The 24026-nt window shown below is 66.0% G+C and carries 25 protein-coding genes; 17 read left to right on the forward strand and 8 right to left on the reverse strand.

What is annotated here, in order from left to right; translation table 11 throughout:
* The 4 genes from hpaE to hpaR are packed head-to-tail and all read right to left on the reverse strand — an operon-like array spanning window position 1 to window position 3255.
* Entirely contained in the window at window positions 1–1458 is a 1458-nt protein-coding gene (hpaE, locus tag B7G53_RS08245; protein WP_096666296.1) for a 5-carboxymethyl-2-hydroxymuconate semialdehyde dehydrogenase, read from the reverse strand.
* Between the two features lie 2 nt (window positions 1459–1460).
* The gene (locus B7G53_RS08250) at window positions 1461–2207 is read right to left on the reverse strand and encodes a fumarylacetoacetate hydrolase family protein (RefSeq protein ID WP_096666299.1); all 747 of its coding nucleotides are present in this window, start codon (window positions 2205–2207) and stop codon (window positions 1461–1463) included.
* Window positions 2204–2827, reverse strand: coding sequence for a fumarylacetoacetate hydrolase family protein (locus B7G53_RS08255; protein WP_096666301.1), 624 nt, complete (start codon window positions 2825–2827; stop codon window positions 2204–2206). The genes B7G53_RS08250 and B7G53_RS08255 overlap by 4 nt, the downstream gene beginning before the upstream one ends.
* Complete coding sequence (gene hpaR / locus B7G53_RS08260; RefSeq protein WP_096666304.1) at window positions 2824–3255, reverse strand: homoprotocatechuate degradation operon regulator HpaR; 432 nt, start codon at window positions 3253–3255, stop codon at window positions 2824–2826. The genes B7G53_RS08255 and hpaR overlap by 4 nt, the downstream gene beginning before the upstream one ends.
* 108 nt (window positions 3256–3363) lie before the next feature.
* Between hpaR and radA the strand changes: the two genes are divergently transcribed.
* The 5 genes from radA (at window position 3364) to waaF (ending at window position 7596) form a co-directional block, all read left to right on the forward strand.
* A complete protein-coding gene (gene radA, locus B7G53_RS08265) occupies window positions 3364–4731 on the forward strand; it encodes a DNA repair protein RadA (RefSeq protein ID WP_096666307.1) in 1368 nt (455 codons plus the stop codon).
* A 175-nt stretch (window positions 4732–4906) separates the two neighbouring features.
* Window positions 4907–5341, forward strand: coding sequence for a glycerate kinase (locus B7G53_RS08270; RefSeq protein ID WP_096666310.1), 435 nt, complete (start codon window positions 4907–4909; stop codon window positions 5339–5341).
* Window positions 5342–5439: 98 nt separating this feature from the next.
* Window positions 5440–6381 carry a branched-chain amino acid transaminase gene (locus B7G53_RS08275; RefSeq protein ID WP_096666313.1) on the forward strand — a complete coding sequence of 314 codons (942 nt, stop codon included), beginning with the start codon at window positions 5440–5442 and terminating at the stop codon, window positions 6379–6381.
* A 2-nt stretch (window positions 6382–6383) separates the two neighbouring features.
* On the forward strand, window positions 6384–6593 hold the full coding sequence (locus tag B7G53_RS08280) for a zinc-finger domain-containing protein (protein WP_096666316.1): 210 nt from the start codon (window positions 6384–6386) through the stop codon (window positions 6591–6593).
* Window positions 6580–7596 carry a lipopolysaccharide heptosyltransferase II gene (gene waaF / locus B7G53_RS08285; RefSeq protein WP_255249945.1) on the forward strand — a complete coding sequence of 339 codons (1017 nt, stop codon included), beginning with the start codon at window positions 6580–6582 and terminating at the stop codon, window positions 7594–7596. The genes B7G53_RS08280 and waaF overlap by 14 nt, the downstream gene beginning before the upstream one ends.
* 3 nt (window positions 7597–7599) lie before the next feature.
* Here waaF and B7G53_RS08290 read toward each other — a convergent pair whose 3' ends face one another.
* The 4 genes from B7G53_RS08290 to B7G53_RS08305 all read right to left on the reverse strand — a co-directional run bounded on the left by B7G53_RS08290 (window position 7600) and on the right by B7G53_RS08305 (window position 12250).
* On the reverse strand, window positions 7600–8217 hold the full coding sequence (locus B7G53_RS08290; RefSeq protein ID WP_096666322.1) for a carboxymuconolactone decarboxylase family protein: 618 nt from the start codon (window positions 8215–8217) through the stop codon (window positions 7600–7602).
* 423 nt (window positions 8218–8640) lie between these two features.
* Complete coding sequence (locus tag B7G53_RS08295) at window positions 8641–9852, reverse strand: ATP-binding protein (RefSeq protein WP_096666325.1); 1212 nt, start codon at window positions 9850–9852, stop codon at window positions 8641–8643.
* Window positions 9853–9867: 15 nt separating this feature from the next.
* Window positions 9868–10578 (reverse strand): response regulator transcription factor, encoded by a 711-nt coding sequence (locus B7G53_RS08300; RefSeq protein ID WP_096666417.1) that lies wholly within the window; start codon window positions 10576–10578, stop codon window positions 9868–9870.
* Window positions 10579–10843: 265 nt separating this feature from the next.
* Window positions 10844–12250 (reverse strand): AmpG family muropeptide MFS transporter, encoded by a 1407-nt coding sequence (locus B7G53_RS08305; RefSeq protein WP_096666328.1) that lies wholly within the window; start codon window positions 12248–12250, stop codon window positions 10844–10846.
* Window positions 12251–12319: 69 nt separating this feature from the next.
* On the opposite strand from B7G53_RS08305, the gene B7G53_RS08310 reads away from it, so the two are divergent.
* From B7G53_RS08310 to hpxZ, 12 genes are all read left to right on the forward strand, one after another.
* A complete protein-coding gene (locus B7G53_RS08310; protein WP_096666330.1) occupies window positions 12320–13138 on the forward strand; it encodes a M48 family metallopeptidase in 819 nt (272 codons plus the stop codon).
* Between the two features lie 96 nt (window positions 13139–13234).
* Window positions 13235–14413: an HPP family protein gene (locus tag B7G53_RS08315; protein WP_096666333.1), complete on the forward strand. Its 1179-nt coding sequence runs from the start codon at window positions 13235–13237 to the stop codon at window positions 14411–14413.
* 123 nt (window positions 14414–14536) lie between these two features.
* A complete protein-coding gene (locus B7G53_RS08320; RefSeq protein WP_096666336.1) occupies window positions 14537–14875 on the forward strand; it encodes an Hpt domain-containing protein in 339 nt (112 codons plus the stop codon).
* Window positions 14876–14975: 100 nt separating this feature from the next.
* Entirely contained in the window at window positions 14976–15365 is a 390-nt protein-coding gene (locus B7G53_RS08325; protein WP_096666339.1) for a response regulator, read from the forward strand.
* A 100-nt stretch (window positions 15366–15465) separates the two neighbouring features.
* On the forward strand, window positions 15466–17094 hold the full coding sequence (locus tag B7G53_RS08330) for an MFS transporter (protein WP_096666342.1): 1629 nt from the start codon (window positions 15466–15468) through the stop codon (window positions 17092–17094).
* Between the two features lie 343 nt (window positions 17095–17437).
* Entirely contained in the window at window positions 17438–19225 is a 1788-nt protein-coding gene (locus B7G53_RS08335; RefSeq protein ID WP_441338974.1) for an allophanate hydrolase, read from the forward strand.
* Between the two features lie 52 nt (window positions 19226–19277).
* Window positions 19278–20285 (forward strand): ABC transporter substrate-binding protein, encoded by a 1008-nt coding sequence (locus tag B7G53_RS08340; protein WP_096666345.1) that lies wholly within the window; start codon window positions 19278–19280, stop codon window positions 20283–20285.
* 5 nt (window positions 20286–20290) lie between these two features.
* Window positions 20291–21139, forward strand: a complete 849-nt coding sequence (locus tag B7G53_RS08345; RefSeq protein WP_096666347.1) for an ABC transporter permease — start codon at window positions 20291–20293, stop codon at window positions 21137–21139.
* Between the two features lie 2 nt (window positions 21140–21141).
* The gene (locus tag B7G53_RS08350; RefSeq protein WP_096666350.1) at window positions 21142–21963 is read left to right on the forward strand and encodes an ABC transporter ATP-binding protein; all 822 of its coding nucleotides are present in this window, start codon (window positions 21142–21144) and stop codon (window positions 21961–21963) included.
* 14 nt (window positions 21964–21977) lie between these two features.
* Window positions 21978–22193, forward strand: a complete 216-nt coding sequence (locus B7G53_RS08355) for an AtzG-like protein (RefSeq protein ID WP_096666353.1) — start codon at window positions 21978–21980, stop codon at window positions 22191–22193.
* A gap of 2 nt (window positions 22194–22195) precedes the next feature.
* Complete coding sequence (locus tag B7G53_RS08360; protein ID WP_096666356.1) at window positions 22196–23593, forward strand: AtzE family amidohydrolase; 1398 nt, start codon at window positions 22196–22198, stop codon at window positions 23591–23593.
* A 14-nt stretch (window positions 23594–23607) separates the two neighbouring features.
* Window positions 23608–23985 carry an oxalurate catabolism protein HpxZ gene (gene hpxZ, locus B7G53_RS08365; RefSeq protein ID WP_096666359.1) on the forward strand — a complete coding sequence of 126 codons (378 nt, stop codon included), beginning with the start codon at window positions 23608–23610 and terminating at the stop codon, window positions 23983–23985.
* Window positions 23986–24026 lie beyond the last annotated feature (41 nt).

Consider the following 24026-nt stretch of genomic DNA (forward strand, 5'->3'; position numbering starts at 1 on the left):
TCAGGCTCCCCAATGCGGGATGTGATGACTTCCCAGTGACACGGCGACGTTCTTGGGTTCACAGAACACCTCGTAACTCCAGGTGCCGCCCTCGCGCCCGGTCCCCGAACCCTTGGTGCCGCCAAACGGCTGGCGCAAATCGCGCACGTTCTGGCTGTTGACGAAACACATGCCGGCTTCGACGGCCGCGGCCACCCGATGGGCGCGGCCGAGGTTCTCGGTCCAGACATAACTCGACAGGCCATATTGCGTGTCGTTGGCCAGGCGGATCGCGTCGGCTTCGTCCCTGAACGGGATCAGGCAGGCGACCGGGCCGAAGATTTCTTCCTGGGCAATCCGCATGCGGTTGTCGACATCGGCAAACACCGTGGGCAGCACGTAATTGCCTTTTTTCACGCGCTCCGGCAGGTCCGGCGCGCCCAGCCCGCCACACAGCAGCGTCGCGCCCTCTTTCGGGCCCAACTCGATGTAGCTGCGCACCTTGGCCAGGTGGGCCTGTGAAACCATCGGGCCAATGGTGGTGGCTTCGTCGAGTGGATCGCCGACCTTGATGCGTTTGGCGCGTTCCACGAACCTCGCAGTGAAGTCGGCGTAGATCGACTGCTGCACCAGGATGCGGCTGCCGGCGGTGCAGCGTTCGCCGTTGTTGGAAAAAATCATGAACACCGCAGCATCAAGGGCGCGTTCGAGGTTCGCGTCCTCAAAAATCACGAACGGTGATTTGCCGCCCAGTTCCATGCTGAATTTTTTCAGGCCGGCGGCCTGCACGATGCGGTTGCCGGTGGCGGTCGAGCCAGTGAAAGAGATCGCGCGTACATCGGGGTGGCGGCACAGCGGCTCACCGGCTTCCTTGCCGGTGCCATGCACGATGTTGAGCACGCCCGGTGGTATGCCGGCTTCCAGCGCAAGTTCTCCGAGACGCGCCGCCGTCATCGGCGACAGCTCGCTCATCTTCAGCACCGCGGTGTTGCCAAACGCCAGGCAGGGCGCGACCTTCCAGGTGGCCGTCATGAAGGGCACGTTCCACGGCGAGATCAGCGCACAGACGCCGGTCGGGTGGTACAGCGTGTAGTTCAGGTGGGTTTCGGTCGGGTAGGTGTGGCCGTCGACACGCGTGCACATCTCGGCAAAATAATAGAAATTGTCGGCTGCGCGCGGAATCAGCTGCTTGCCGGTTTGCGCAATCACCTGGCCGCAGTCGTTGGTCTCCATCTGCGCGATCTCGGGCACCTGCGCGGCAATCAGGTCGCCGAGCTTGCGGATGAGTTTTGCGCGTTGTGGTGCCGGCATGCCGGCCCACTTCGGGAAGGCCTCTTTCGCGGCGGCGACGGCGGCGTTGACTTCGGCTTCGCCGCCCGCAGCGACTTCGGCCAGCACGTCCTGTGTGGCGGGGTTGACGGTTTCGAAATAGCTGCTGCCGGCGACGGTCTTGCCATTGATGAGGTGATCTATTTTCATGTTCATTCAATCGTGTTGAAAAGTTCGCCCAGGCCCTCGATGCGGGTGACAACCACATCGCCGCTCCGGCAATCGACCACGCCGTCGGGTGTGCCGGTCAGGATCAGGTCGCCGGGCTGCAGCGTCATGAAGTTGCTGAAATACTCGATTAAAAACGGCACGTCGAAAATCATGTCGCGCGTGTTGCCGGACTGCGTGACTTCGCCGTTGACGGTGGTCTGCAGGGCCAGTGCCATCGGGTCGGCGATGTCTGCCGCATCGACCAGCCAGGGCCCGAGCGGCGTGCAGCCGTCGCGGTTTTTCACGCGCAGATTCGGCCGGTACCAGTTTTCGAGGTAGTCGCGGATCGCGTAGTCGTTGGCAATGGTGTAGCCGGCGATGAAGTCGTACGCGTCGGCGCGTTGGACCTTTTTGGCCGTCCGGCCGACGACCACCGTGAGTTCACACTCGTAATGCATGAACTGCACACCGACCGGCCGGCGTGTGAACTGCCGGTGGCCGGTCAGCGTGCCCTCGCCCTTGATGAACACCAGCGGTTCTTCGGGCGCCTTGAATGCGAGTTCTTTCGCGTGGTCGGCGTAATTCAGGCCCAGCGCAAGAATGGTGCGCGGACGCGGCGTGGCCGCCAGCGGCGGCAGCCAGGTGACGGTATCTTCACTGACGAGTCGACCGTCATCGAGCAGCAGTCGGCCGTCGCGCTCGACGGCGTGTTGTGCCCTGCCTTCGTACACAACGCGGGCGTGCTTCATGACGCCTCCGCCACCAGCGTGTTGCTCAGCAACCCGAATCCCGGTGCCGTGATGTCCATGCGGTCACCCACTTTGGCCAGCGGCCGGCCCGCATCGCAGCCCAGCATCAGCACGTCGCCGGGGCGCAGCGTCATGAAGGCGCCGACATCGGCCAGCAGCCGGGCGGCGTCGCGCACCAGGTGGCTGAAGTTAACGGTTTGTTTGAGCTCGCCATTGATGCGTACTTCCAGAGTGAAGCCCGAAGGATTGCCAGCTTCGCTGGCCGGCACCAGGCGCTCGCCAATGCCGAGAAAGCCGTCCAGGCATTTGAACTTGACGGGCGGCCGGAAAAAGCTGGCGTGCGGAATCGACAGGTCGTTCACCAGCACGTAGCCCGCCACTGCGCCGGCCTCAGCCATCACCATGGCGATGCTGGCGCCGACTTCGACCTCGGGGACCCGAGCCGGCACCGGGATGCTGGCGCCGCTGGCGCTCCAGGTGTTGGCCGGCTTGACATACAGAACCGGCGCCTGGGGCGGCGCCTTGTAGGGCGGCTGGTTCATCTGCGGTGCCAGCGCCTCGACCTCCACGCGGAAGTTCAGCAGCGTGCCGTAAACCGTGCCGGATGGCATGAAGCTCATGGCTGCTCCAGTGCAATCACTTTGTCGAGCAGTTCGTACAGCTGTGCCAGGCTCTGTTTGCCCAAGGTCTTTTCCATCCAGGCGTAGTGCGCCTCAATCGTCTGCGACAGGGTGTCGACCAGCTGCATGCCTTTGTCCGTCGCCTCGACCACAGTACGGCGCTGGTCGGCCGGGTCCCGCGCGCGGCGGATCAGGCCGTCGCGTTCCATGCGGGTCAGCACGCCGGTCAGGCTGGGGCCGAGGATGAAAGCCTCGCGCGCAACCTTGCCGGTTTCGACCACGCCGTGTTCGCCGAGCACCCGTAACACACGCCATTGCTGGTCGCTCAGTGCGTGCTCGCGCAGGCGCGGCCGGGTATGCGCCATCACGGACTCGCGCGCCTGCAACAGCAGGCGGGGCAGGTTGCGGTGGGTAAAAGGGGTAGTCATGCAGGGCAGCGAAATTATTTAACATGTTAAATGAAATGACGCTTTCCTGCCCATCCCCTGCTTGCTGGGAGTTACCCGTACTGTGAATAAGTACAGTAATATCGCCGCATGGCCAAAGACAAGACGATTTACACCTGCACCGAATGCGGCGGCACCAGCCCCAAATGGCTGGGCAAGTGCCCGCATTGCGGCGCCTGGAACACGCTGATCGAGTCGGTCGCGGAGAGCCCCTCGCCGATGAAAAACCGTTTTGCCTCGCTGGCCAAACCGTCGGAAGTCGCGACCCTGGCCGACATCGAAGCCACCGACATGGCGCGCACCCCGACCGGCCACGAGGAACTGGACCGCGTCCTCGGCGGCGGCATTGTCGAAGGCGGCGTGGTGCTGATCGGCGGCGACCCGGGCATCGGCAAGTCCACCTTGCTGCTGCAGGCGCTCGATTCGCTGCAGCGCGCCGGACTCGACACCCTGTATGTCACTGGTGAAGAAAGCGGCGCCCAAGTCGCGCTGCGTTCGCGCCGGCTCGGGCTGGACGGCTCGCAGGTCAAGGTGCTGGCGGAGATCCAGCTCGAGAAAATCCTCGCCACGCTGGAGGCCACGCGGCCGGCCGTGGCCGTGATCGATTCCATCCAGACCGTGTATTCCGAGCAGCTCACGTCGGCGCCGGGCTCGGTCGCCCAGGTGCGCGAATGTGCGGCTCACCTGACACGTGCCGCCAAGTCCAGCGGCGTCTGCATCATTCTGGTCGGCCATGTGACCAAGGAAGGCGCGCTCGCCGGTCCGCGTGTGCTTGAACACATGGTGGATACCGTGCTCTATTTCGAGGGCGACACGCATTCCAGTTTTCGCCTGGTGCGCGCGATCAAGAACCGCTTTGGTGCGGTCAACGAGATCGGCGTGTTTGCCATGACCGAAAAAGGCCTGAAAGGCGTGACGAATCCCAGTGCCATTTTCCTGAGCCAGCACAGCGAGCCGGTGCCGGGCAGCTGTGTGCTGGTGACGCTGGAGGGCACGCGTCCGCTGCTGGTGGAAATCCAGGCGCTGGTCGACAGCGGCGGCCCGAGTCCGCGCCGCCTGTCGGTGGGCCTGGACCGCGACCGCCTGGCCATGCTGCTGGCGGTGCTGCACCGCCACGCCGGCATTGCCTGCATGGACCAGGACGTGTTTGTCAACGCGGTCGGCGGCGTGCGCATCAGCGAGCCGGCGGCTGATCTGTCGGTGCTGCTGGCGATCACCTCCAGCCTGCGCGGCAAGCCGCTGCCCAAGGGTTTCATCGCCTTTGGCGAGGTCGGGCTGGCCGGTGAGGTGCGGCCCGCGCCGCGTGGCCAGGAGCGGCTCAAGGAAGCGGCCAAGCTGGGCTTCAGCGTAGCCGTGGTGCCCAAGGCCAATGCGCCGAAAAAGCCCATCGAAGGCCTGACCATCCATGCGGTCGAACGTGTGGAGCAGGCGATCGAGGTGGTGCGAAGCCTCGCGTAGCGGGATCCGCCATGGTGCGGCGAATGAAATGCTATCAAATAGATAGCTATTAGCGCCCAACCTGTCTGGGCTGAAGGCCAATTTTGCTTGAAAATACCAAGTGACGATGGCCGTGCGGAAGCCCGTACGCACTCCCCGCAGCCGGGAGGCGGCCGGTGGCTGCGAAAATAGCGCCATGAACTTCCAGAAAATTCTTGTTCCGATTGCCGGCGTCGCCGTGGTGGTGCTGGCTTACCGCGGGTTTGGCTGGGCCGGTGTGGCGGCTGCGGTCGGCGGCCTGATGATGTGGCTGCTGCTCCACTTCACCCGCATGATGCAGGTGCTCAGGCGCGCGGCCAACCGGCCCATCGGTTATGTCGACAGCGCCGTCATGCTCAATGCCAAGCTCAAACCGGGCATGACGCTGCTGCATGTGGTGGCCATGACCCGAAGCCTGGGCGCGCTGCAATCCGACAAGGACGCGCAACCCGAGGTGTTCCGCTGGACCGATGGCGGCCAGTCGCATGTCACCTGCACCTTTGTCGGCGGCAAGCTGGCGCAGCATGAACTTTTCAGGCCGCCGGTGACGGATTCGCTGCCGGCCGCCGAGGGCCCGCCGCCCGGCCCGTAAAATCAGCGTTTCGGGTTTTTCGGCAGGTTTGCCGGCCCCGCCGGCAGCAGGCCAGATGCCGGGAACCCTTTCACGACATTCATCACAGGATCAGCACCATGTCCCCAGTAGCACCCTCCATGGAAGACCGCGACGGCAAAATCTGGATGGATGGCCAGATGGTCGAATGGCGTGACGCCAAAATCCACGTCCTGAGCCACACCCTGCATTACGGCTGCGGCGCCTTCGAAGGCGTGCGTGCCTACAAGACGGCCGACGGCAGCACGGCCATCTTCCGGCTCGAGGAACACACCGAGCGCCTGTTCAACAGCGCCAAGATCCTGCGCATGAAAATTCCTTTCAGCCAGGAAGAGGTCATGGAAGCGCAAAAGGCCGTGGTGCGCGACAACAAGCTGGAAAGCTGTTACCTGCGGCCGCTGACCTGGATCGGCTCGGAAAAACTCGGCGTCAGCCCCAAGGGCAACACCATCCACCTGATGGTCGCGGCCTGGGCCTGGGGCGCCTACCTCGGCGAAGAAGGCATGCGGCGCGGCATCCGCGTGAAAACTTCCAGCTACACACGCCACCACGTCAACATCACGATGACGCAGGCCAAGGCGGTCAGCAACTACACCAACTCCATCCTCGCCAACATGGAAGCGCTGGACGACGGTTACGACGAAGCCCTGCTGCTCGACGCCTCGGGCTTTGTCAGCGAAGGTGCGGGCGAGAACATCTTCGTGATCAAGGGCGGTGTGGTCTACACGCCCGACCTGTCGGCCGGTGCCCTCAACGGCATCACGCGCAACACCATCCTGCACATCTGCAAGGACCTCGGCCTCGAATTGATCCAGAAACGCATCACGCGCGACGAGGTGTATATCTCCGACGAGGCCTTCTTCACCGGCACCGCCGCGGAAGTCACGCCGATCCGCGAACTTGACCGCATCGAGATCGGCGCCGGCTCGCGCGGTCCCATCACCGAAAAAATCCAGAGCGCGTTTTTTGACATCGTCAACGGCCGCAACCCCAAATACGCCGGCTGGCTGGCCAAGGTCTGACCATGAGTACCTCTTTCACCGTTGAACTGCTCGCCAAGGACCTGAACCCGCAAGGTGGCGTGTTCTGCCCCAGCCCCAAGGCCGAGATGGCCGTCTGGAACAGCCACCCCAAGGTCTACCTCGATGTGGCGCGCACCGGCGAGGCCAAGTGCCCGTATTGCGGCACGCTGTATCGCCTGAAAGCCGGCGAACACGTCGGTGGCCACCACTAGCAGGTCGCTGATCGTCGCCCCCCAGTGGATAGGCGACGCAGTCATGACCGAACCGCTGCTGCGGCGCCTGCACGCGCGCGGTGAACAGCTCAGCGTCGGCGCGCTGCCCTGGGTGGCGCCGGTGTACCGCGCGATGCCGCAGGTGCACGAGGTCATTGAATTCCCGTTTGCCCACGGCGGCCTGCAGCTGAAGGCGCGACGTGCGCTGGCGCAGCGGATGGCCGGCCAGTTCGACACCGCCTACGTGCTGCCCAACTCGCTGAAAAGCGCCTTGCTGCCCCTGCTGGCCGGCATTCCCAAACGGGTCGGCTACCTCGGTGAAGCGCGCATCGGCCTGCTCACCCATCGCCTGAAAAATCCGGCCAAGGGCCAGCGTCCGCCCATGGTGGTGTTTTATTCGGCGCTCAGCGGGGACACCGATCTCGACACCGACCGGCCACAGTTGCAGATGCCGGCGGCCGAGGTCGAGCAAGCGCTGGCCGAGCTTGGCCTGGCGCGCGGCGGCTACGACGTCTTTGCCCCGGGCGCGGAATACGGGCCGGCCAAGCGCTGGCCGGCCGCGCATTTTTCCGAACTGGCGCAACGCCTGACCTTACCGGTGGTGTTGCTGGGCTCTGGCAAGGAGGCGGCGCTGTGCGAGGAGATCGCCGGGCCGGCCAACGCGGTGCGACCCGGTGCCTGTATCAACCTGGCCGGCAAGACCACGCTGGTGCAGGCACTGTGCGCCATCGCAGCGGCGCGCCAGGTGGTCAGCAACGACTCGGGCCTGATGCATGTGGCGGCGGCCTTTGGTGTGCCGCAGGTCGCCATCTTTGGCTCGTCGAGCCCGCTGCACACGCCGCCGCTGAACGCGAAAGCCACGGTGCTCTGGCTGAAGAACGATGCGGCCTACCTGCCACCGCTCGATTGCGCGCCGTGCTTCGAGCGCGAATGCCCGCTCGGCCACACCCGCTGCCTGAACGACATCAGCGCGGCGCGGGTGCTCGCGGCACTGTCACGCTGACGCTCAGGCCGGAAAGGCCGCCAGGGCGCTGAAGCCCGGCTGGGGCTGCCCCAGTGTGCGCGCTACGTTCATCACCCAGCACACCATCGTGAAATAGCCGACCAGCGTGGTCAGTTCCACCACGCCCTGCTCGCCGAAGAGCGCCAGGGCTGCAGCGTACGAACTGTCGCTGACGCCGTGGTGCTGCAGCAGCTCGGTCACGAGGTCGACCATGGCCGCTTCGTCGGGGGCCGTGCTGTGCGGGTATCTGCCTTGCGCGATGGCATCCAGGCTGGCCTGCGCCACGCCGGCCTTGAGCGCCAGCGGTGCATGCATCAGCCATTCAAACTGGTTGGACACATGGCGCGCGACCAGGCACATCGCCAGCTCACGCACACGTACGTCCAGCACGCTGTCAAAACGCAGGTACTCGCCCACCTGGCCGACGCGCGACATCAGCGCCGGACTGCGCAGCAGGGGAATGAAAGGACCGAACACGGCCTTGCGCGGGCCGGCGATCAGGGCATCGGCCGCAGCACGTTGCGCTGCGGACATCGCTTCGGCCGGCAGCATGGGCAGGCGCTCCGGGGCCGGGGTGGAGAAGCCCTGACTGACAGGGGCCGCCGGATGGTTGGTGTTCACGCAAAAACTCCTGCAATGAAATAGCTGGCGATGGTAACGCGGGCGGGGAGCAACGGTCCCGCAGGTGTGTTCAGGCAAAAAAAAAGACCACCTTGCGGTGGCCCTGCCAAGTCCTTTGGGGGACGTCGTTGAGACTGATGATCTGTTGATCGATTTCGAGTCTTCTGCCTTTGTTTTGCCTTTGTTTTCAGCGGTCGATGTTGTCACAGCAACTCCGTTACTTTACAGGGTAGATAGTTTTAATGGCATCCCCTATTTGGGGGAGGAATGTCGCTTTTTTGTGTGTAACGGCGTTACAAAATGAGTTTTTCTTCACCCCTGTCCCTGTCCCTGTCCCTATCCCTGTGTCTGTACGGCGGTCTTGGGGAGCGCCGGCTTCGATGCCGGGGTGGGCGCAGGCAGACCGCGCCGGGCAAGGTTCCGTCAGGCCGCAGCGGGCATCGGCAGCTCGACCACAAAAGATGCGCCGCCGCCCGGCCTGTCCTCGCAGCGCACGCTGCCGCCATGGCGCTCGGTGATGGATTTGACCAGCGCCAGGCCCAACCCCACGCCGCCTTCGCGCTCGCTGGCGCCCGGCAGGCGATAGAAGGGCTGGAAAATGCGTTCACGCTGGTCCGGCGGCACCCCTGGTCCGTGGTCGTTGACGCGGATCACGGCACGCCGCTGCGCACCCGCGCCGGTGTGCCCGAGCTCCAGGCTGACCTCGCCGGTGCTGTAACGCCTGGCGTTTTCCAGCAGGTTGCGGATCAGGCGGCGCAGCAGGCGCGCCGAGCCCTGCAGCGTGAGGCTTTCGGTCTGGGTTGCCGTGCCGAGTGTGGCCTGCACCCGGGCACATTCCTCGGCCGCCAGACCGGTCAGGTCCAGCACCTCGAACGGTTCGGCGTCGGCCTGTTTGGTATCGAGCCGGCTGGCCAGCAGGATTTCGTCGATCAGCTGGTCCAGCTCGTTGATGCTGCGCGAGATTTCGGCGCGCTGCGTCGAGCCGGCGCCGCCCCCCATCAACTCCAGGCCCATGCGGATGCGCGCCAGCGGCGAGCGCAACTCGTGCGAGGCGTTGGCCAGCAGTGATTTGTGCGAGGCCAGCAAGGCTTTCTGCGACTCCATCAGCGTCTCGATGCGCTCCGCGGCGTGGTTGAAACGTTCAGCCAGAAAAGCCACTTCGTCGCTGCCCTGGACCACCATGCGGGCCGACAGGTCGCCGCTGCCCCAGCGCTCGACGCCGCGCTGCAGGCCTTCGAGCCGCTGCGTCAGCCGGCGGATGATGGGATAGGCACCCAATGCGACGGCCAGCGCGACCACGCCCAGCATCCAGCCAAACCCGAACGGCGCCCGGCTCCAGGAGGAGCGGCTGGAGGAGGGGCGTTTGGGTCTGGGCAGCTCGAGATTCAGGACTTGTCCATCCGTGGTCACCAAGTCAAATTCCATGCCGTCGCCCGGCTTGCGGTCAGCTCTTGTCTGGGCTTTGCCAATGAGCTCGCCGGCCTGGTTGTGCACCAGGACTTCGCGGATCGGCAGTTGGGGCGGGTCGGTGCTGAGCTGCCAGGCGGCCCCCACGAGGAAAGCGAGTATGACCACGCTGGCCACCACAGCAAGCCAGATGCGCACATAGAGATGCGAGGTAAAACGGGACCACATGGCAGAACGCAACCCCTAGTCCTGCTGCTTGGCAAAAACGTAGCCCACACCGCGTACCGTGAGGATGCGTTTGGGGTCTTTCGCATCGAGCTCGATGGCGCTGCGGATGCGCCCCATGTGGACATCGATCGAGCGGTCAAACGCCTCGAGTTCGCGGCCACGCACGGCTTCCATGATCTGGTCCCTGGAGAGCACGCGGCCGGCGCGCTCGGCCAGCGCCACCAGCAGGTCGAACTGGTAGGAGGTCAGTTCGCAGAGCTTGCCGGAGACTGACACGGTGCGCGCGTCGCGGTCGATCTCGAGCGAGCCGAAACGCAGGGTCTGCTGGCTGCCGCCCGTGCTGGCGGCCTCGCCGCCACGGCGCAGCACGGCGCGGATGCGGGCCAGCAACTCGCGCGGCTCAAAGGGCTTGGGCAGGTAGTCGTCGGCGCCGATTTCCAGGCCGACAATGCGGTCCATCGGGTCGCCCTTGGCGGTCAGCATCAGCACAGCCGTGCGGCCAGCGTCGCCGCCCAGGCCCTTGATGCGCCGGCACACTTCGAGGCCGTCCATGTCGGGCAGCATCAGGTCCAGGATCACCAGGTCGGGCTTGCAGCTTTGCAGCGCTTCCAGGCCCTTGCCGCCGTCGACCGCGTGGGTGAACCCATAACCCGACTGGCGCAGGTATTCCCCCACCATGGTCGCCAGGCGGGTGTCGTCTTCAATCATCAGGAGTTGCTGTGTCATGGGCGGGCTCTCAGCGCGGGTGCTTGCGGGCTGATCAGTGTAGCCACCGGCGCCCGCTGGCGGGCTGGCCGCCAGCACGTCGGTGGTGAAAGGGCTGGGGGTACGGTCACTCATGGAGGCTCCTTCGTCAATGACCGCCTCATGGTGCGCCCTGCGGAACAAGTCGCGTTAAAGCCGCAGTAAAGTTAGGTAAACCGCCTTGGCCGACCGGACCCTGCGTGGCTTTTGCGATGCTATGAAATCAGTAGCTGACAGCGACCGTGAATCAAGGGTTGGGTGGCATTTTCATGCGTGAAGCCAGCCACACCAGCAGCAGCACCGGCGCGCCCAGCAAGGCCGTGCCCGTGAAAAAACTGCTGTAACCAAACGCGTCCACGTAGGTGCCCGAGTAACCAGCCAGAAACTTCGGCAGCAGCAGCATCATGGAGCTGAACAAGGCGTACTGCGTGGCCGAATAGTTGATGTTGGTCAGGCTGGAGAGGTAGGCGATGAAGGCCGCCGAGGCGATGCCGCTGGACAGGTTGTCGGCCGAGATGACGAAAATCAGCGCATTGACATCGTGGCCCCGCGAGCCCAGCCAGGCAAACAGCAGGTTGCTGGCGGCGCTCAGGACGGCGCCCAGCATCAGCACGCGCATCACGCCAAAACGCATGGCCAGCGCCCCGCCGACAAAGGCGCCGACCAGCGTCATGATCACACCATAGATCTTGGTGACGGCCGCGACCTCGTCCTTGGTGTAACCCATGTCGACGTAGAAGGGGTTGGCCATGATGCCCATCACCACGTCGCTGATGCGGTAGACGGCAATCAGCATCAGGATCAGCGCCGCCTGTTTGCCGTAGCGGCGCAGGAAGTCGGCAAAGGGTTCGACCAGCGCGCTTTTCAGCCACTCGGCGGCGTTGCGCGCAGGCGGCAGCTCGCGCGGCGCCGGTTCGGGCGAAAACAGCACCGTCACCACGCCCAGCAGCATGGACGCCGCCATCACGAAATAGGCGATCTGCCAGGCACCGTGCTGGTAACCGATGACACCGTCCGCACCGGTCACCTCGGCGCGCGCGGCAATCCACAGGACGCCGGCGCCGGCCCAGATCATCGCCATGCGGTAGCCGGTCTGGTAGGCCGCCGCCAGCGCGGCCTGGCGCTGTACGTCGGCCGACTCGATGCGAAAGGCGTCGAGCGCAATGTCCTGCGTCGCCGAGCCAAAGGCCACCGCCAGCGCGCACCAGACCACCGGCAGCAGGGCGAGTTTGGGGTCGGTCAGCGCCATGCCGACCAGGGCCGCCATGATGACGGACTGCGACAGCAACAGCCAGCTGCGTCTGCGCCCCAGCAGGCGCGTCAGCAGCGGAATCGGCAGGCGGTCCACCAGCGGCGCCCAGACCCATTTGAAGCCATACGCCAGTCCGACCCAGCTCAGGTAGCCAATGGTGGTGCGGTCAATGCCAGCCTCGCGCAGCCAGAAACTCAGCGTGCCGAACACCAGCAACAGCGGCAGTCCGGCGGAAAAACCCAGCAGCAGCATGCGCAGGGTCGGCGCCTCGAGGTAGACGCGCAAGGTCTCGCCCCAGCTCGGGCGCGCGGCCCGGGCGGGAGCGATTGCGGAAAGATGAGCTTCAGAAAGCGGCGTTGGCTGACGTTTTGCCTGGGGATCGTCGGATAAGGTCTCACTCATGCAGGAATAATACGCTGTGGGCCGTTTGGCCCGACCGGCCGGAACCTGCCCCTTTATCTGGAGAAGGCAATGACATTTGCGTTGAAACTGACCCTGGCGGCCTTGTCCGCAGCCCTGTTGCTGGGCGCGGCGCCGGTCCAGGCCCAGCGTGATGGAGTGGCCGTCGGCGGCAACTCGGGCTTCACCAAGCTGGTACCAGCGGGGGAGATCGAGCAGGCCTCCCAGCAGCAGTACGGCAAGATGCTGCAGGAGGCGGCGGCCCAGAAGGCGCTGGCCCCTGCCAATCATCCCCAGGTGCAGCGCCTGCGCCGCATTGCCCAGCGCATCATTCCGCATGCCGTGGCATGGAACCCGCGTGCGAAAGACTGGCAGTGGGAAGTCAACCTGATTGGCAGCAACCAGGTCAATGCGTTTTGCATGCCCGGCGGAAAAATCGCTTTTTACACCGGCATCCTGGACCAGCTGAAGCTGAACGACGATGAGGTGGCCATGATCATGGGCCACGAAATGGCGCATGCCCTGCGGGAACACGCGCGCGAGCGCATGGGCAAGTCGGCGGCCACCAACATCGGTGCCAGCCTGCTGTCGCAACTGCTGGGCCTCGGTGACTTGGGCCAGACCGTCGCCGGTCTCGGCGTGGAACTGATCAACCTGCGTTTTGGCCGCGAAGATGAGTCGGAGGCCGATCTGGTCGGCATGGAACTCGGCGCGCGCGCCGGCTTTGACCCGCGCGCCGGCATCACACTCTGGCAGAAAATGGCGGCCGCCAACAAGGGCGCACCGCCGCAGTGGCTGAGCAGCCACCCGGCCGGCACCACGCGGATTGCCGACATGGAGCGCACCCTGCCCCGGGTGATGCCGCTGTACGAGCGGGCCCGCAAAAGTTGACGGGCCGTTGGCTGGCCCTCTGTTGTCAGCCGTGCCTGCTGCCGGGCCCCAGGCGCGGCCCGCCGCCGGCCGATGGGTTAAGCTGACCGCTTGACAATGCCCTCTTCCTCCAGTGCAGGCCCGAACGCAGGCAAAAAAGCACCTCTGGCCGCGGCTGTTTTCTGGCTGCAAGCGTTCCGTCCTGCGCGAACCAGGATCAACGCGTGGGAACGCTGGCGCATTGTCCTGGGGGCCTTTGCCGGCATCCTGGTCGCCGGCCTGGCCTGCCATGTGGCCGGTGGCACGAACGCCTCCGGCCTGCTGTGGCTGGTCGCGCCCATGGGCGCCAGTGCGGTGCTGGTTTTTGGTGTACCGGCCAGTCCGCTGGCCCAGCCCTGGTCGGTGGTCGGCGGGAACACGCTGTCGGCGCTGGTCGGCATTGCCTGCGCGCGATGGATCGGCCCGCCGGAACTGGCCGCTGCCGTAGCCGTCGGCGCCGCCATCGGCCTGATGCTGGCCCTGCGCTGCCTGCACCCACCCGGAGGGGCTTCGGCCCTGATGATGGTGCTGGGCGGCATCACCGATCCCTGGTTTGCGCTGTTTCCGGTGTTGTTCAACGCCGTGCTGCTGGCGCTCGCCGGGATTGCCTACAACAATGCCACGCGGCGGGCCTACCCCCACCGGCAGCAGCCTGTTGCGCACAGGGAAGGACTGAGCCCGGCCCGGGCTGCCGATGCGGACCTGGACGCGGTACTCGCCCGATACAACCAGGTGCTGGACGTCAGCCGCGATGATTTGAAGGCGCTGCTGGAGCAGATGAAATGGCAGGCCTACCAGCGCAAGCTGGCCGGGATCCGCTGCGCGGACATCATGTCGCGCGACCTGGTGACGGTGACCCACAGCACGCCGCTGGCGCATGCCTGGGCGCTGCTGCGGGAGCGCCGCATCAAGGCCCTGCCGGTGGTGGACGCCGACTTCCGCATTGTGGGCATCGTCACGCTGGCCGACTTCATGCGTGCGGCCGAACTGGAGGGTTACCAGGGCATGGACGCCAAGCTGCGCAAACTGCTGGGCGCCATCGGTCCGTCCGGCAAACCGCCGGTGGTGGGCCAGATCATGACGCGCCAGGTGCGGGTCGCCAGCGAGCAGCGTTACCTGGTGGACCTGGTGCCGCTGTTTGGCGGCACCGGCCACCACCACATTCCGATCATTGCCGATAACGGGCGGCTGACGGGCATCATCACGCAGTCCGACATGGTGGCGGCGTTGTTCGAGCCGCCGAAGCAACCGCTCTGAGCCGGTTCCCTGTGCCGGCAGCCGTGGTTTAATAAAAAGAAGCAGCATGAAAAACCGCCCTGACCCAGCCCAACCTGCCGTCCGCGGGGCGGCAATCGCGGTGAGCGCCGCAGAGGATCTGGCATGAGCACGCCGCAAGAGGAGTTCCAGCGATTCCTCGCCGAGCAGCGACTCGAGTACCAGCGCAGCCTGCCCGAAAAAATAGCCGGGATACGCGCGTTGTGGCAGGTGGTCAACGCAGACGCGGACGCCCCCGAACCGATGAAAGATCTGGAGCGCATGGCCCATACCCTGGCCGGGACCGCCGGGACACTGGGGTATCGGGAAATAGGCACAGCCGCCAAGGCGCTGGAGCTGCTGGTGGCGCAGGCGGTGGTCGCCGGGCCGGACCTGACCCTGACCCAGCGCTCCGAGATTGCCCGGGCCATCGACACGCTGCAGGGTGCCCTGCCCGCCGGATGATGGTTGCCCGGCTGCGTTTTCCACTTCATACTTGCGCATCCGAAGCGGGCCGCCCTCCGCAGCGCGACTGAGCCACCTGTTATTAACCACAAGGACCCGAATGCCCAAACCCCTCGCCCGAATCCTGTATGTGGAAGACGAGCCTGATATCCGTGCGGTTGCCCAGATGGCCCTGGAGGCTGTCGGCGGCTTCACCGTGATTGCCTGCTCGTCCGGCAGCGAGGCGCTGGCGGCAGCCCCCACCGTGCAGGCCGACCTGCTGCTGCTCGACGTCATGATGCCGGGCATGGACGGCCCGAGCACGCTCAAGGCGCTGCGGGCGCTGCCTGCCACGGCCGGCACGCCGGTGATCTTCATGACCGCCAAGGTGCAGGCTGTCGAAGTGGCACAGTACCGCGAGCTCGGTGCGATCGACGTGATCCACAAGCCGTTTGACCCGATGGAACTGTCGGCCCAGATCAGCCGCATCTGGACCCTGCAGAACCCCTGAAACAACGCAGTCTTGCAAACCCGGCAGACCTGTGTCCGGCGGGACGGGCGTTTCCCCATAGGAAACGCCAGCCACGCAAGATCCAGGAAACCCTAGCACCATGCCCCACCCCAGCCCACCGGAGCCGTCCGGCGACATTCCCGTGATCCGGCAAGACCCCGCCTCGCTGTCGGCCTGGGCGCCCCTGAGTTCGCCGGTTTTCCGCATGTTGTGGGGAACCTGGATGGCCGCCAACATCTGCATGTGGATGAACGACGTTGCCGCCGCCTGGCTGATGACCTCGCTGACCACCTCGCCGATCTGGGTGGCGCTGGTGCAGTCGGCATCGACATTGCCGGTCTTTCTGCTCGGGCTGCCCAGCGGCGCCCTGGCCGACATCCTGGACCGGCGCCGCTACTTCATCATCACGCAGTTCTGGGTGGCCGCCGTGGCCCTGGTGTTGTGCCTGACGATTGTTTTGGGCGCCATGACCGCGCCGCTGCTGCTGGCGCTGACTTTCGCCAACGGCGTCGGGCTGGCCATGCGCTGGCCGGTGTTTTCGGCGATTGTCCCGGAGCTGGTGCCGCGCGCGCAGTTGCCGGCGGCACTGGCGCTCAATGGCATCGCCATGAACGCCTCGCGCATCATCGGCCCGCTGGTGGCGGGGGCGCTGATTGCCGGCGCCGGGAGCGAATACGTTTTCATCCTCAACGCCGTGCTGTCGCTGGTCTCCGGTTTTGTGATCATGCGCTGGCGCCGCGAGCATGTGCCCAGCCCGCTGGGCCGGGAGCGCCTGATCAGTGCCATGCGGGTCGGTGTGCAGTTCGTGCGCCAGTCGGCGCGCCTGCGCGCGGTGCTGCTGCGGGTGGCGCTGTTTTTCTTTCACTCCACCGCCTTGCTGGCCCTGCTACCGCTGGTGGCGCGTGGCCTGCACGGCGGCGGTGCTGGCACCTTCACGCTGTTGCTGGCGTCCATGGGCTCGGGCGCGATTTTTGTGGTGGCCTTCTTGCTGCCGCGGCTGCGCCGCACCTTGTCGCGCGATGCCCTGGTGCTGGGCGGCATGGGCCTGCAGTCGGCCGCCACGGCCATCATCGCCTTTGCGCCGAATGCCTACGTCGCCGCGCCGGCCATGTTCCTGGCCGGCGCGGCCTGGATCACCACCGCCAACACCCTGAGTGTGTCGGCGCAGCTGGCCCTGCCCGACTGGGTGCGTGCGCGCGGCATGTCGATTTTCCAGATGGCGATCATGGGCGCCAGCGCGCTGGGTGCAGCAGTCTGGGGCCAGATCGCGACCGTGACCAGTGTCCCGACCAGCATGCTGATCGCCGCATCGACAGCGATGGTGGCCATGGGCGCCACGCAGCTGCTGCTGCGCGACCGCAGCATCGAGGAGGACCTGACGCCATCGCGCGAATTCAAGGTGCCCAGCGCGGAAGCGCCGCCCCTGACCGGCCAGGTGCGCACCATGATCGAGTACCGCATCGATCCGGCCCGGGCCCCCGAATTTCGCACGCTGATGCAGGAAAGCCGGCGCAGCCGCCTGCGCCAGGGCGCGCTGGCCTGGGAGCTGTTGCGCGACATCTCGGACCCGGGACGTTACGTCGAGCAGATCACCGACGAGTCCTGGACCGAACACCTGCGCCGCTTTGACCGCGTGACGGCGGGCGACGTGGCGCTGCGCGACCGCAAGCTGGCATTTCACCGGGGCGAGACGCCGCCGGTGGTGACGCGGCTGGTGCTGGAGAGCTGACAACGCATCCTTGCCGGGCCGGCCCCGCTGCACGCTGTTTTTCCGGATCGGTGCTGGGGCGCATCTAAAAGGGCTTCAAGCGACGTCAGCCCAAGGGCCGGGCCGCGGGTGACCATCAAAATCGCTTCCAGCCCTTGCTGGACCAGTCATGTCAGCTATTGATTAAGTAGCAAATGCGGTCCGGACCGGTCAGGCGCCCCGCGGCCCGGAGCCGGCGCCAGCCCTTGGCACATCTCTTGCATCTCATCTTGTACACAAGTATGGATGCTTTAAATTGGTGCAAGTTTTTTTAACCCCTGATCCGACCGGCGAGGCGTCGGCGCCCGACAACACGCCGGCCGCTGTGGGCGGCACGGTGCTGGCGCCGCAGGCCTGGATCTGCCGCGCCACGCCGCCGGCAACCGCCAGTGCGCAGGCTGCCTCGGCCGGGCCGCTGGCGGGGCTGACCTTTGCTGCCAAGGACAACATCGATGCTGCAGGCTTGCCTACCACCGCGGGCTGTTCGGCTTTTGCCTACATACCGCCAGCCAGTGCCTTTGTTGTGCAGAAGTTGCTCGATGCTGGTGCATCGCTGCTCGGCAAGACCAACCTCGACCAATTCGCCTGCGGGCTGAACGGCACGCGTTCCCCTTTCGGGGCCGTGCCCAATGCCTTCCATCCCGCCTATGTATCCGGCGGCTCCAGTTCCGGCTCGGCCTACGTGGTGGCCACCGGGCAGGCCGACTTCTCGCTGGGCACCGACACGGCCGGCTCCGGCCGGGTGCCGGCGGGGCTCAACAACATCGTCGGCCTCAAGCCTTCACGCGGGCTGATCAGCGCGCGCGGCGTGGTGCCGGCCGCGCAAAGTGTGGACTGTGTGTCCATTTTTGCGCGCACGGTGGCCACCGCAGTCCAGGTACTGGAAAACGCCATGGCGCATGACGCGCTCGATCCGTATTCGCGTCGGCTGGTGCTGGCCAGCGAACCGTTTGCGCCGGCCTTCCGCTTCGGCGTGCCGGCAACGCTGGAGTTTTACGGGGACCGTGCCGCCGAAGCGGCCTTCGCGCAGGCTGTGGACCGACTGCAGTCCCTGGGTGGTATTCCTGTGGCCATCGACTTTGCGCCGCTGGCCCAGGTCGCGGCCCTGCTGTATGAAAGCGCGCTGGTGGCCGAACGTTACACCGCCATCCGCAGCTTCTTCGACGCCCATGAAGCCGAGGTGGTCGAGCCGGTGCGCAGCATCATTGCCGCCGGTCGAAAGTACAGCGCGGCGGACCTGTACGAAGTGCAGACCGAAGTAAAGCGCCTGGGCCAGCAGGCCGACGCGATGTGGTCTTGTTCCGCCGACGGCCGCAGCGAAGGGCCGCCCCAAGCAAGGCCAGCCCCCCCGAGGGGCAGCGAACCACACGCAGTGGGGAGCGTGGGGGCCAACATCGACGTGCTGGTGGTGCCGACCGCACCGACGCATTACACGATTGCGCAGATGCAGCGCGACCCGGTGGTGCTCAACCGCCGGCTGGGCGCTTACACCAACTTCGTGAACCTGCTCGACTACGCCGCCCTGTCCGTGCCCAGTGCTGTGCGCGCCGACGGGCTGCCGTTCGGCATCACGCTGATCGGGCCTTGCGGCAGCGACTGGCAGCTGGCCGACCTCGGCCAGCGTTACCACCACGCTACCGGCCTGACGCAGGGCGCGACCGGCCTGCCCCTGCCCGCCATGCGCGCCATCGCCGGCCTGCGCAAGCCGGCGACGGTGCGGGTGGCGGTGGTGGGTGCCCATCTGTCGGGCATGCCCCTGAACACGCAGCTGACCGAGCGCGGCGCCGTGCTGGCCGGCCCCGCTGAAACCGCGCCGGACTACCGGCTGTTCGCCTTGCCGGGCACCACCCCGCCCAAGCCCGGCCTGCTCCGTGTCGGTGCCGGCCGGGGGGCCTGTATCGCGCTTGAAGTCTGGGAGATGCCGCTTGCTGCCTACGGCTCGTTTGTTGCGCTGATCCCCGCGCCGCTGGGCATAGGCACGCTGGCGCTGCGCGACGGCAGCACGGTGCAGGGTTTTGTCTGCGAGCCCGAAGCGCTGCACGGGGCGCTGGACATCTCGCACCTGGGCGGCTGGCGGGCCTACATGACTTCGCTCAAGACGGCTGCGGCCTGACACCTTCCACGGATCCCAACCCCTTCTTCCTCTCTTACTCCAGGAGCTTTTCATGACCACTGACCGCACTTCCGCCACCTTCACGGCCTCACGCCGGAAAGTCCTGCAAACCAGCGCGGCCATGCTGGGCGTGCTGGGCATGCCTGCCATCGTGCGTGCCCAGGCCGCACCGAAGATCCGCATCGGCTACTGGCCGATCGCCGCCGGCCTGCCGTTTTACGCGGCCATCGAGCTGGGCTACTTCAAGGAGGCCGGCCTGGATGTGGAGCCGCTCAAGTTCGCCGGCGCGCAGCAGGTCATGGAGGCCGTGCTGTCCGGCCGTTCCGACGGCACCGCCAACGGCACCGGCTCGGCCAACATCGCCATCGGCGAGCTGGCCCAGCCCGGCACCTTCAAGATCTTCTGCGCCAACCCGAGCAATGTGAAGAATGTGCTCGACGAAGTCATCGTGCCGGTGGCCAGCCCGGCCAAGGTGATGGCCGACCTGAAAGGCAAACGCATCGGTTCCGGCCCCGGCATCCAGAACGTGACCCTGGCGAAGACCATTCTGGAGCGCGGCGGCGCCGTGGGTGCGACCGTGGTCGAGCTGCCGATCGGCCAGCATGTGGCAGCGCTGGCTGCCGGCCAGATCGACGGGGCCTACACGCTGGAGCCCACAGGCACCATCGGCCGCATGAACGGCACCACGCGTGTGCTCGAGGCCGGCGTGATCTCCCGCTACGTGCTCGGTGACAACATGGCGCCGTGGTTTGGCGGCTCGGCCTCGCTGTCCTCGGAGTTCATCAAGAAGAATCCCGATGCTGCGAAGAAGTTTGTGGCCGCCTACGGCAAGGGTGTGACGTACGTGCGCGGCAAGTCGGTCGAGGCACGCCAGTACCTCAAGGGCTACACCCCGATCGAAGGCGCGCTGACCGGCGAGGTACCGCTGGCGGCGTACATGATGTACAACGAGTTCAAGCCGGGCGACGTCGCGCACTTCCAGAAGTTCTTCGACCTGTTCTCCGAAAAAGGCATCTTCAGTTCACGCCTCATGGTGGACTCGATGCTCTACAAAGGTTGAACGTGATGGGCGTCACCTCCTCCGTGACGGCGGCGCCGGTGGCGTCCGCCAAGCCCTGGGCGCCACCGGCCAGCGCACCGGCAGCCGTTGTGCAGCGCACGCCGGCGCTGGACAGGGCGCTGCCCTTCATCGGCCCGGCGGTGCTGTTCATCGTCTGGGACCTGGTGGTGCGCCTGGGCTTCATCAAGGCCATCCTGTTGCCGCCGCCGCTCGATGCGCTGGGCGCGCTGGTCAACGGCCTGGCCGGCGGCCCGCTGCTCAAGGATTTTGCCGTCACCGTGTGGCGCACGGTGCAGGCCTTCCTGATCGCCGCAGCCGTTGGCATGCCGCTGGGCGTGCTGCTGGGCAGTTCCGAGAAGGCCTACCGCAGCGTCGAGTTCCTGATCGACTTCTTCCGCTCCACCCCGTCGTCGGCGCTGATTCCGCTGTTCCTGATGATCTTCGGCGTGTCCGACATCAACAAGGTGGCGATCGCGGCTTTCGGTGCGCTGCTGATCGTGGTGTTCAACAGCGCCTACGGCGTCATCAACGCGCGCAAGCAGCGCGTGATGGCGGCCAGGGTCATGGGCGCTTCGCGCTGGCAGGTGTTCAAGGACGTGCTGATCTGGGAGAGCCTGCAGCCGAGTTTTGTCGGCCTGCGCTCGGCCGTGTCCATGGCGCTGGTCATCGTGATCGTGGCCGAGATGTTCATCGGCGCCGACAGCGGGCTGGGCAACCGCATCATCAATTCGCAGCAGGTCATGAACGTGAAAGACATGTATGCGTCCATCCTGGCCGCCGGTGCGCTGGGCTATGCGCTCAACATCCTCTTTCTCGTGGTCGAGCGCCGCATTGTTCACTGGAGTGGAAGGTAGTCATGTCTGCAGTTCTCAACGCCCCGATGTTTGCCGACATCCCGGTGCCGGCCTTTCAGCCCGGACCGGCCGGCACGCACATCACCATCCGCGGCCTGACCAAGTATTTCGCCGGCTGGCCGCTCTACGAGGACTTCAACCTCGACATTCCGAAACACAAGATCGTCTCGGTGTTCGGCCCCAACGGCTGTGGCAAGTCGACGCTGATCAACATGATCGCCGGCCTGGTGCCCATCGACGCGGGCGAGATCCTGTTCGACGGCAAGTCGCTCAAGGACACCAAGATCGGCTACGTGTTCCAGAACTACCGCGAAGCGATGTTTCCGTGGATGCGCACCATCGACAACATCGCCTATCCGCTCAAGCTTGAAGGCCGGTCCAAGGCCGAGGTCGACCGGCGCATGGCCGAACTCGTCGCGTCCTTCGATGTCAAGTTCGACCTCAAGCGTTACCCCTACGAACTCTCGGGCGGCCAGCAGCAGACCGCCTCCATCATGCGGGCGCTGGCGAACAACCCCGAGGTGCTGTTCCTCGACGAGCCTTTCTCGGCCCTGGACTTCGAGATGACGCTGTTCATCCGTGAAAAGCTGCAGGAAGTGTTCATGCAGACCGGCACCACCATGCTGCTGGTCTCGCACGACCTCGAAGAGGCCGTCTATCTGGCCGACCAGGTGCTGCTGCTGACCAAGCGGCCCACCCGTGTGGCCGAAATCCTGCCGTATGGCGATGCGCGCCCGCGCACGGTGGAAACGCTGTCCGAGGCCAGCTTCATCGGCACCAAGAAGCGCAGCCTGGAAATCTTCCAGCGTGAAGTACGGCGTTGAACGGCAGGCCAGCCATGAACGACACCCGCATGCTCGTCTACGTCGAAACCACGGCCGCGCTGCTTAGGCTGCCGCTGGATGCGGCGCGTACCCAGCGCGTCGCGCTGAACCTGCAGCGCACGGCCGTGATGGCCGCGCTGCTGGAAGCCGCGCCCCTGGCCGCGCACGACGAACCCGCGGAAATATACAGGCCGGCAGCCTTTCCGCCCAATGACCACGAGCGCCAATAGCTATGAAAAATATAGCAAATAGCGCAGAGACCATGGCGGCAGCCGTCGCCTCGGGGGAGGTCAGCGCACGCGAGCTGCTGGACGCCAGCCTGGCGCGCATCGCGGCGACCGACGGCCGGGTCAACGCCTTCACCGACCAGACGCAGGCCCGTGCCCGCGCCGAAGCCGCTGCCGTCGATGCGCAGCGGGCGGCGTCGCAGCCGCTCGGTCCCCTGGCCGGCGTGCCTTATGCCGTGAAAAACCTGTTCGACATTGAAGGGGTGGTGACCCTGGCCGGCTCCAAGGTCAACCGCGGCGATGCGGCGGCGACGGCTGACGCTTTTCTGGTCCGGCAAATGAAGGCGGCCGGCGCCGTGCTGGTGGGCGGGCTCAACATGGACGAATACGCCTACGGCTTCACCACCGAAAACACCCACTACGGTCCCTGCCACAACCCGCATGACCTGACGCGGATTGCCGGCGGTTCGTCGGGCGGCTCCGGTGCGGCGGTGGCGGCCGGCCAGGTGCCAGTGTCGCTCGGATCGGACACCAACGGCTCCATCCGCGTGCCGGCCTCGCTGTGCGGCGTCTGGGGCCTCAAGCCCACCTTCGGCCGGCTTTCGCGCCGCGGCAGCTATCCGTTTGTGCACAGCATCGACCACCTCGGGCCGCTGGCCGACAGTGTGGCCGGCCTGGCGCTGGTCTACGACGCCCTGCAAGGCCCCGATGCCCTGGACCCAGGCTGCCAGGCCCTGCGCGTGCAGCCGGTCATGCCCTTGATCGGCCGCGGCATCGAAGGCCTGCGCATCGGTGTGCTGGGCGGCTACTTCCACGACCACGCCACACCGGCCGCACGCGAAGTGGTGACGCTGGCCGCCCGCACCCTGGGCGCGCACGCCGCCGTGACCTGGCCGGACGCGGCCCTGGCACGCGCCGCGGCCTTCATCATCACCGCCAGCGAAGGCGGCAGCCTGCATCTGGACGACCTGCGCACCCGTGTGGATGACTTCGAGCCGCTGTCGGTAGACCGCTTCATCGCCGGCGCCCTGCAGCCGCTCGACTGGTACCTGCGGGCCCAGCGTTTTCGCCGGGTCTACCGCGACAAGGTCAACGCCCTGTTTCGCGACTGGGACGTGTTGCTGACCGCGGCCACGCCGGTCAGCGCGCCGGTGATCGGCACCGAGTGGCTGGACATCAACGGCACGCAGCAGCCCGCGCGTGCGTCCATGGGGCTGCTGACCCAGCCCATCTCGTTTGCCGGCTGTCCGGTCGTGACCGCGCCGCTGTGGCCGGCCGGCACCGGTGGCCTGCCGATCGGGGCGCAGCTGATTGCCGCGCCCTGGCGCGAAGACCTGGCTTTCCGCGCTGCCCAGGCCCTCAGCGATGCCGGTGTGGCGCATGTGCGTCCGGTCCGTCTCTAGAGAAAAAAACAGACATGCTCGCCATCAACCTCCCCGATGTCCTGGCCGAAGTCACGGTCCAGTTCCAGCGTTACGAAAAGGCCCTGACCGGCAACGACGTGGCCGTGCTCGACGAGCTGTTCTGGAACAGCCCGCACACCCTGCGTTACGGCGCGACCGAAAACCTCTATGGCTACGACGCGATCCGGGCCTTCCGCGCCGGGCGCCCCGCGCAGGGGCTGGCGCGCACGCTGCTCAAAACCGTCATCACCACCTATGGCCGGGACATGGCGACCGCCAATGTCGAGTTCCAGCGCACCGGCAGCGCCCGGTCCGGCCGGCAAAGCCAGACCTGGCTGCGCACGCCCGAGGGCTGGCGTGTGGTGTCTGCCCATGTGAGCCTGCTTGCATGAATCCTGCTTCCCGTTTTCCGCAGTACTTCTTTAACTTGACC

The sequence above is a fragment of the Polaromonas sp. AET17H-212 genome (genome assembly GCF_002379085.1).
GTDB lineage: Bacteria > Pseudomonadota > Gammaproteobacteria > Burkholderiales > Burkholderiaceae_C > Polaromonas.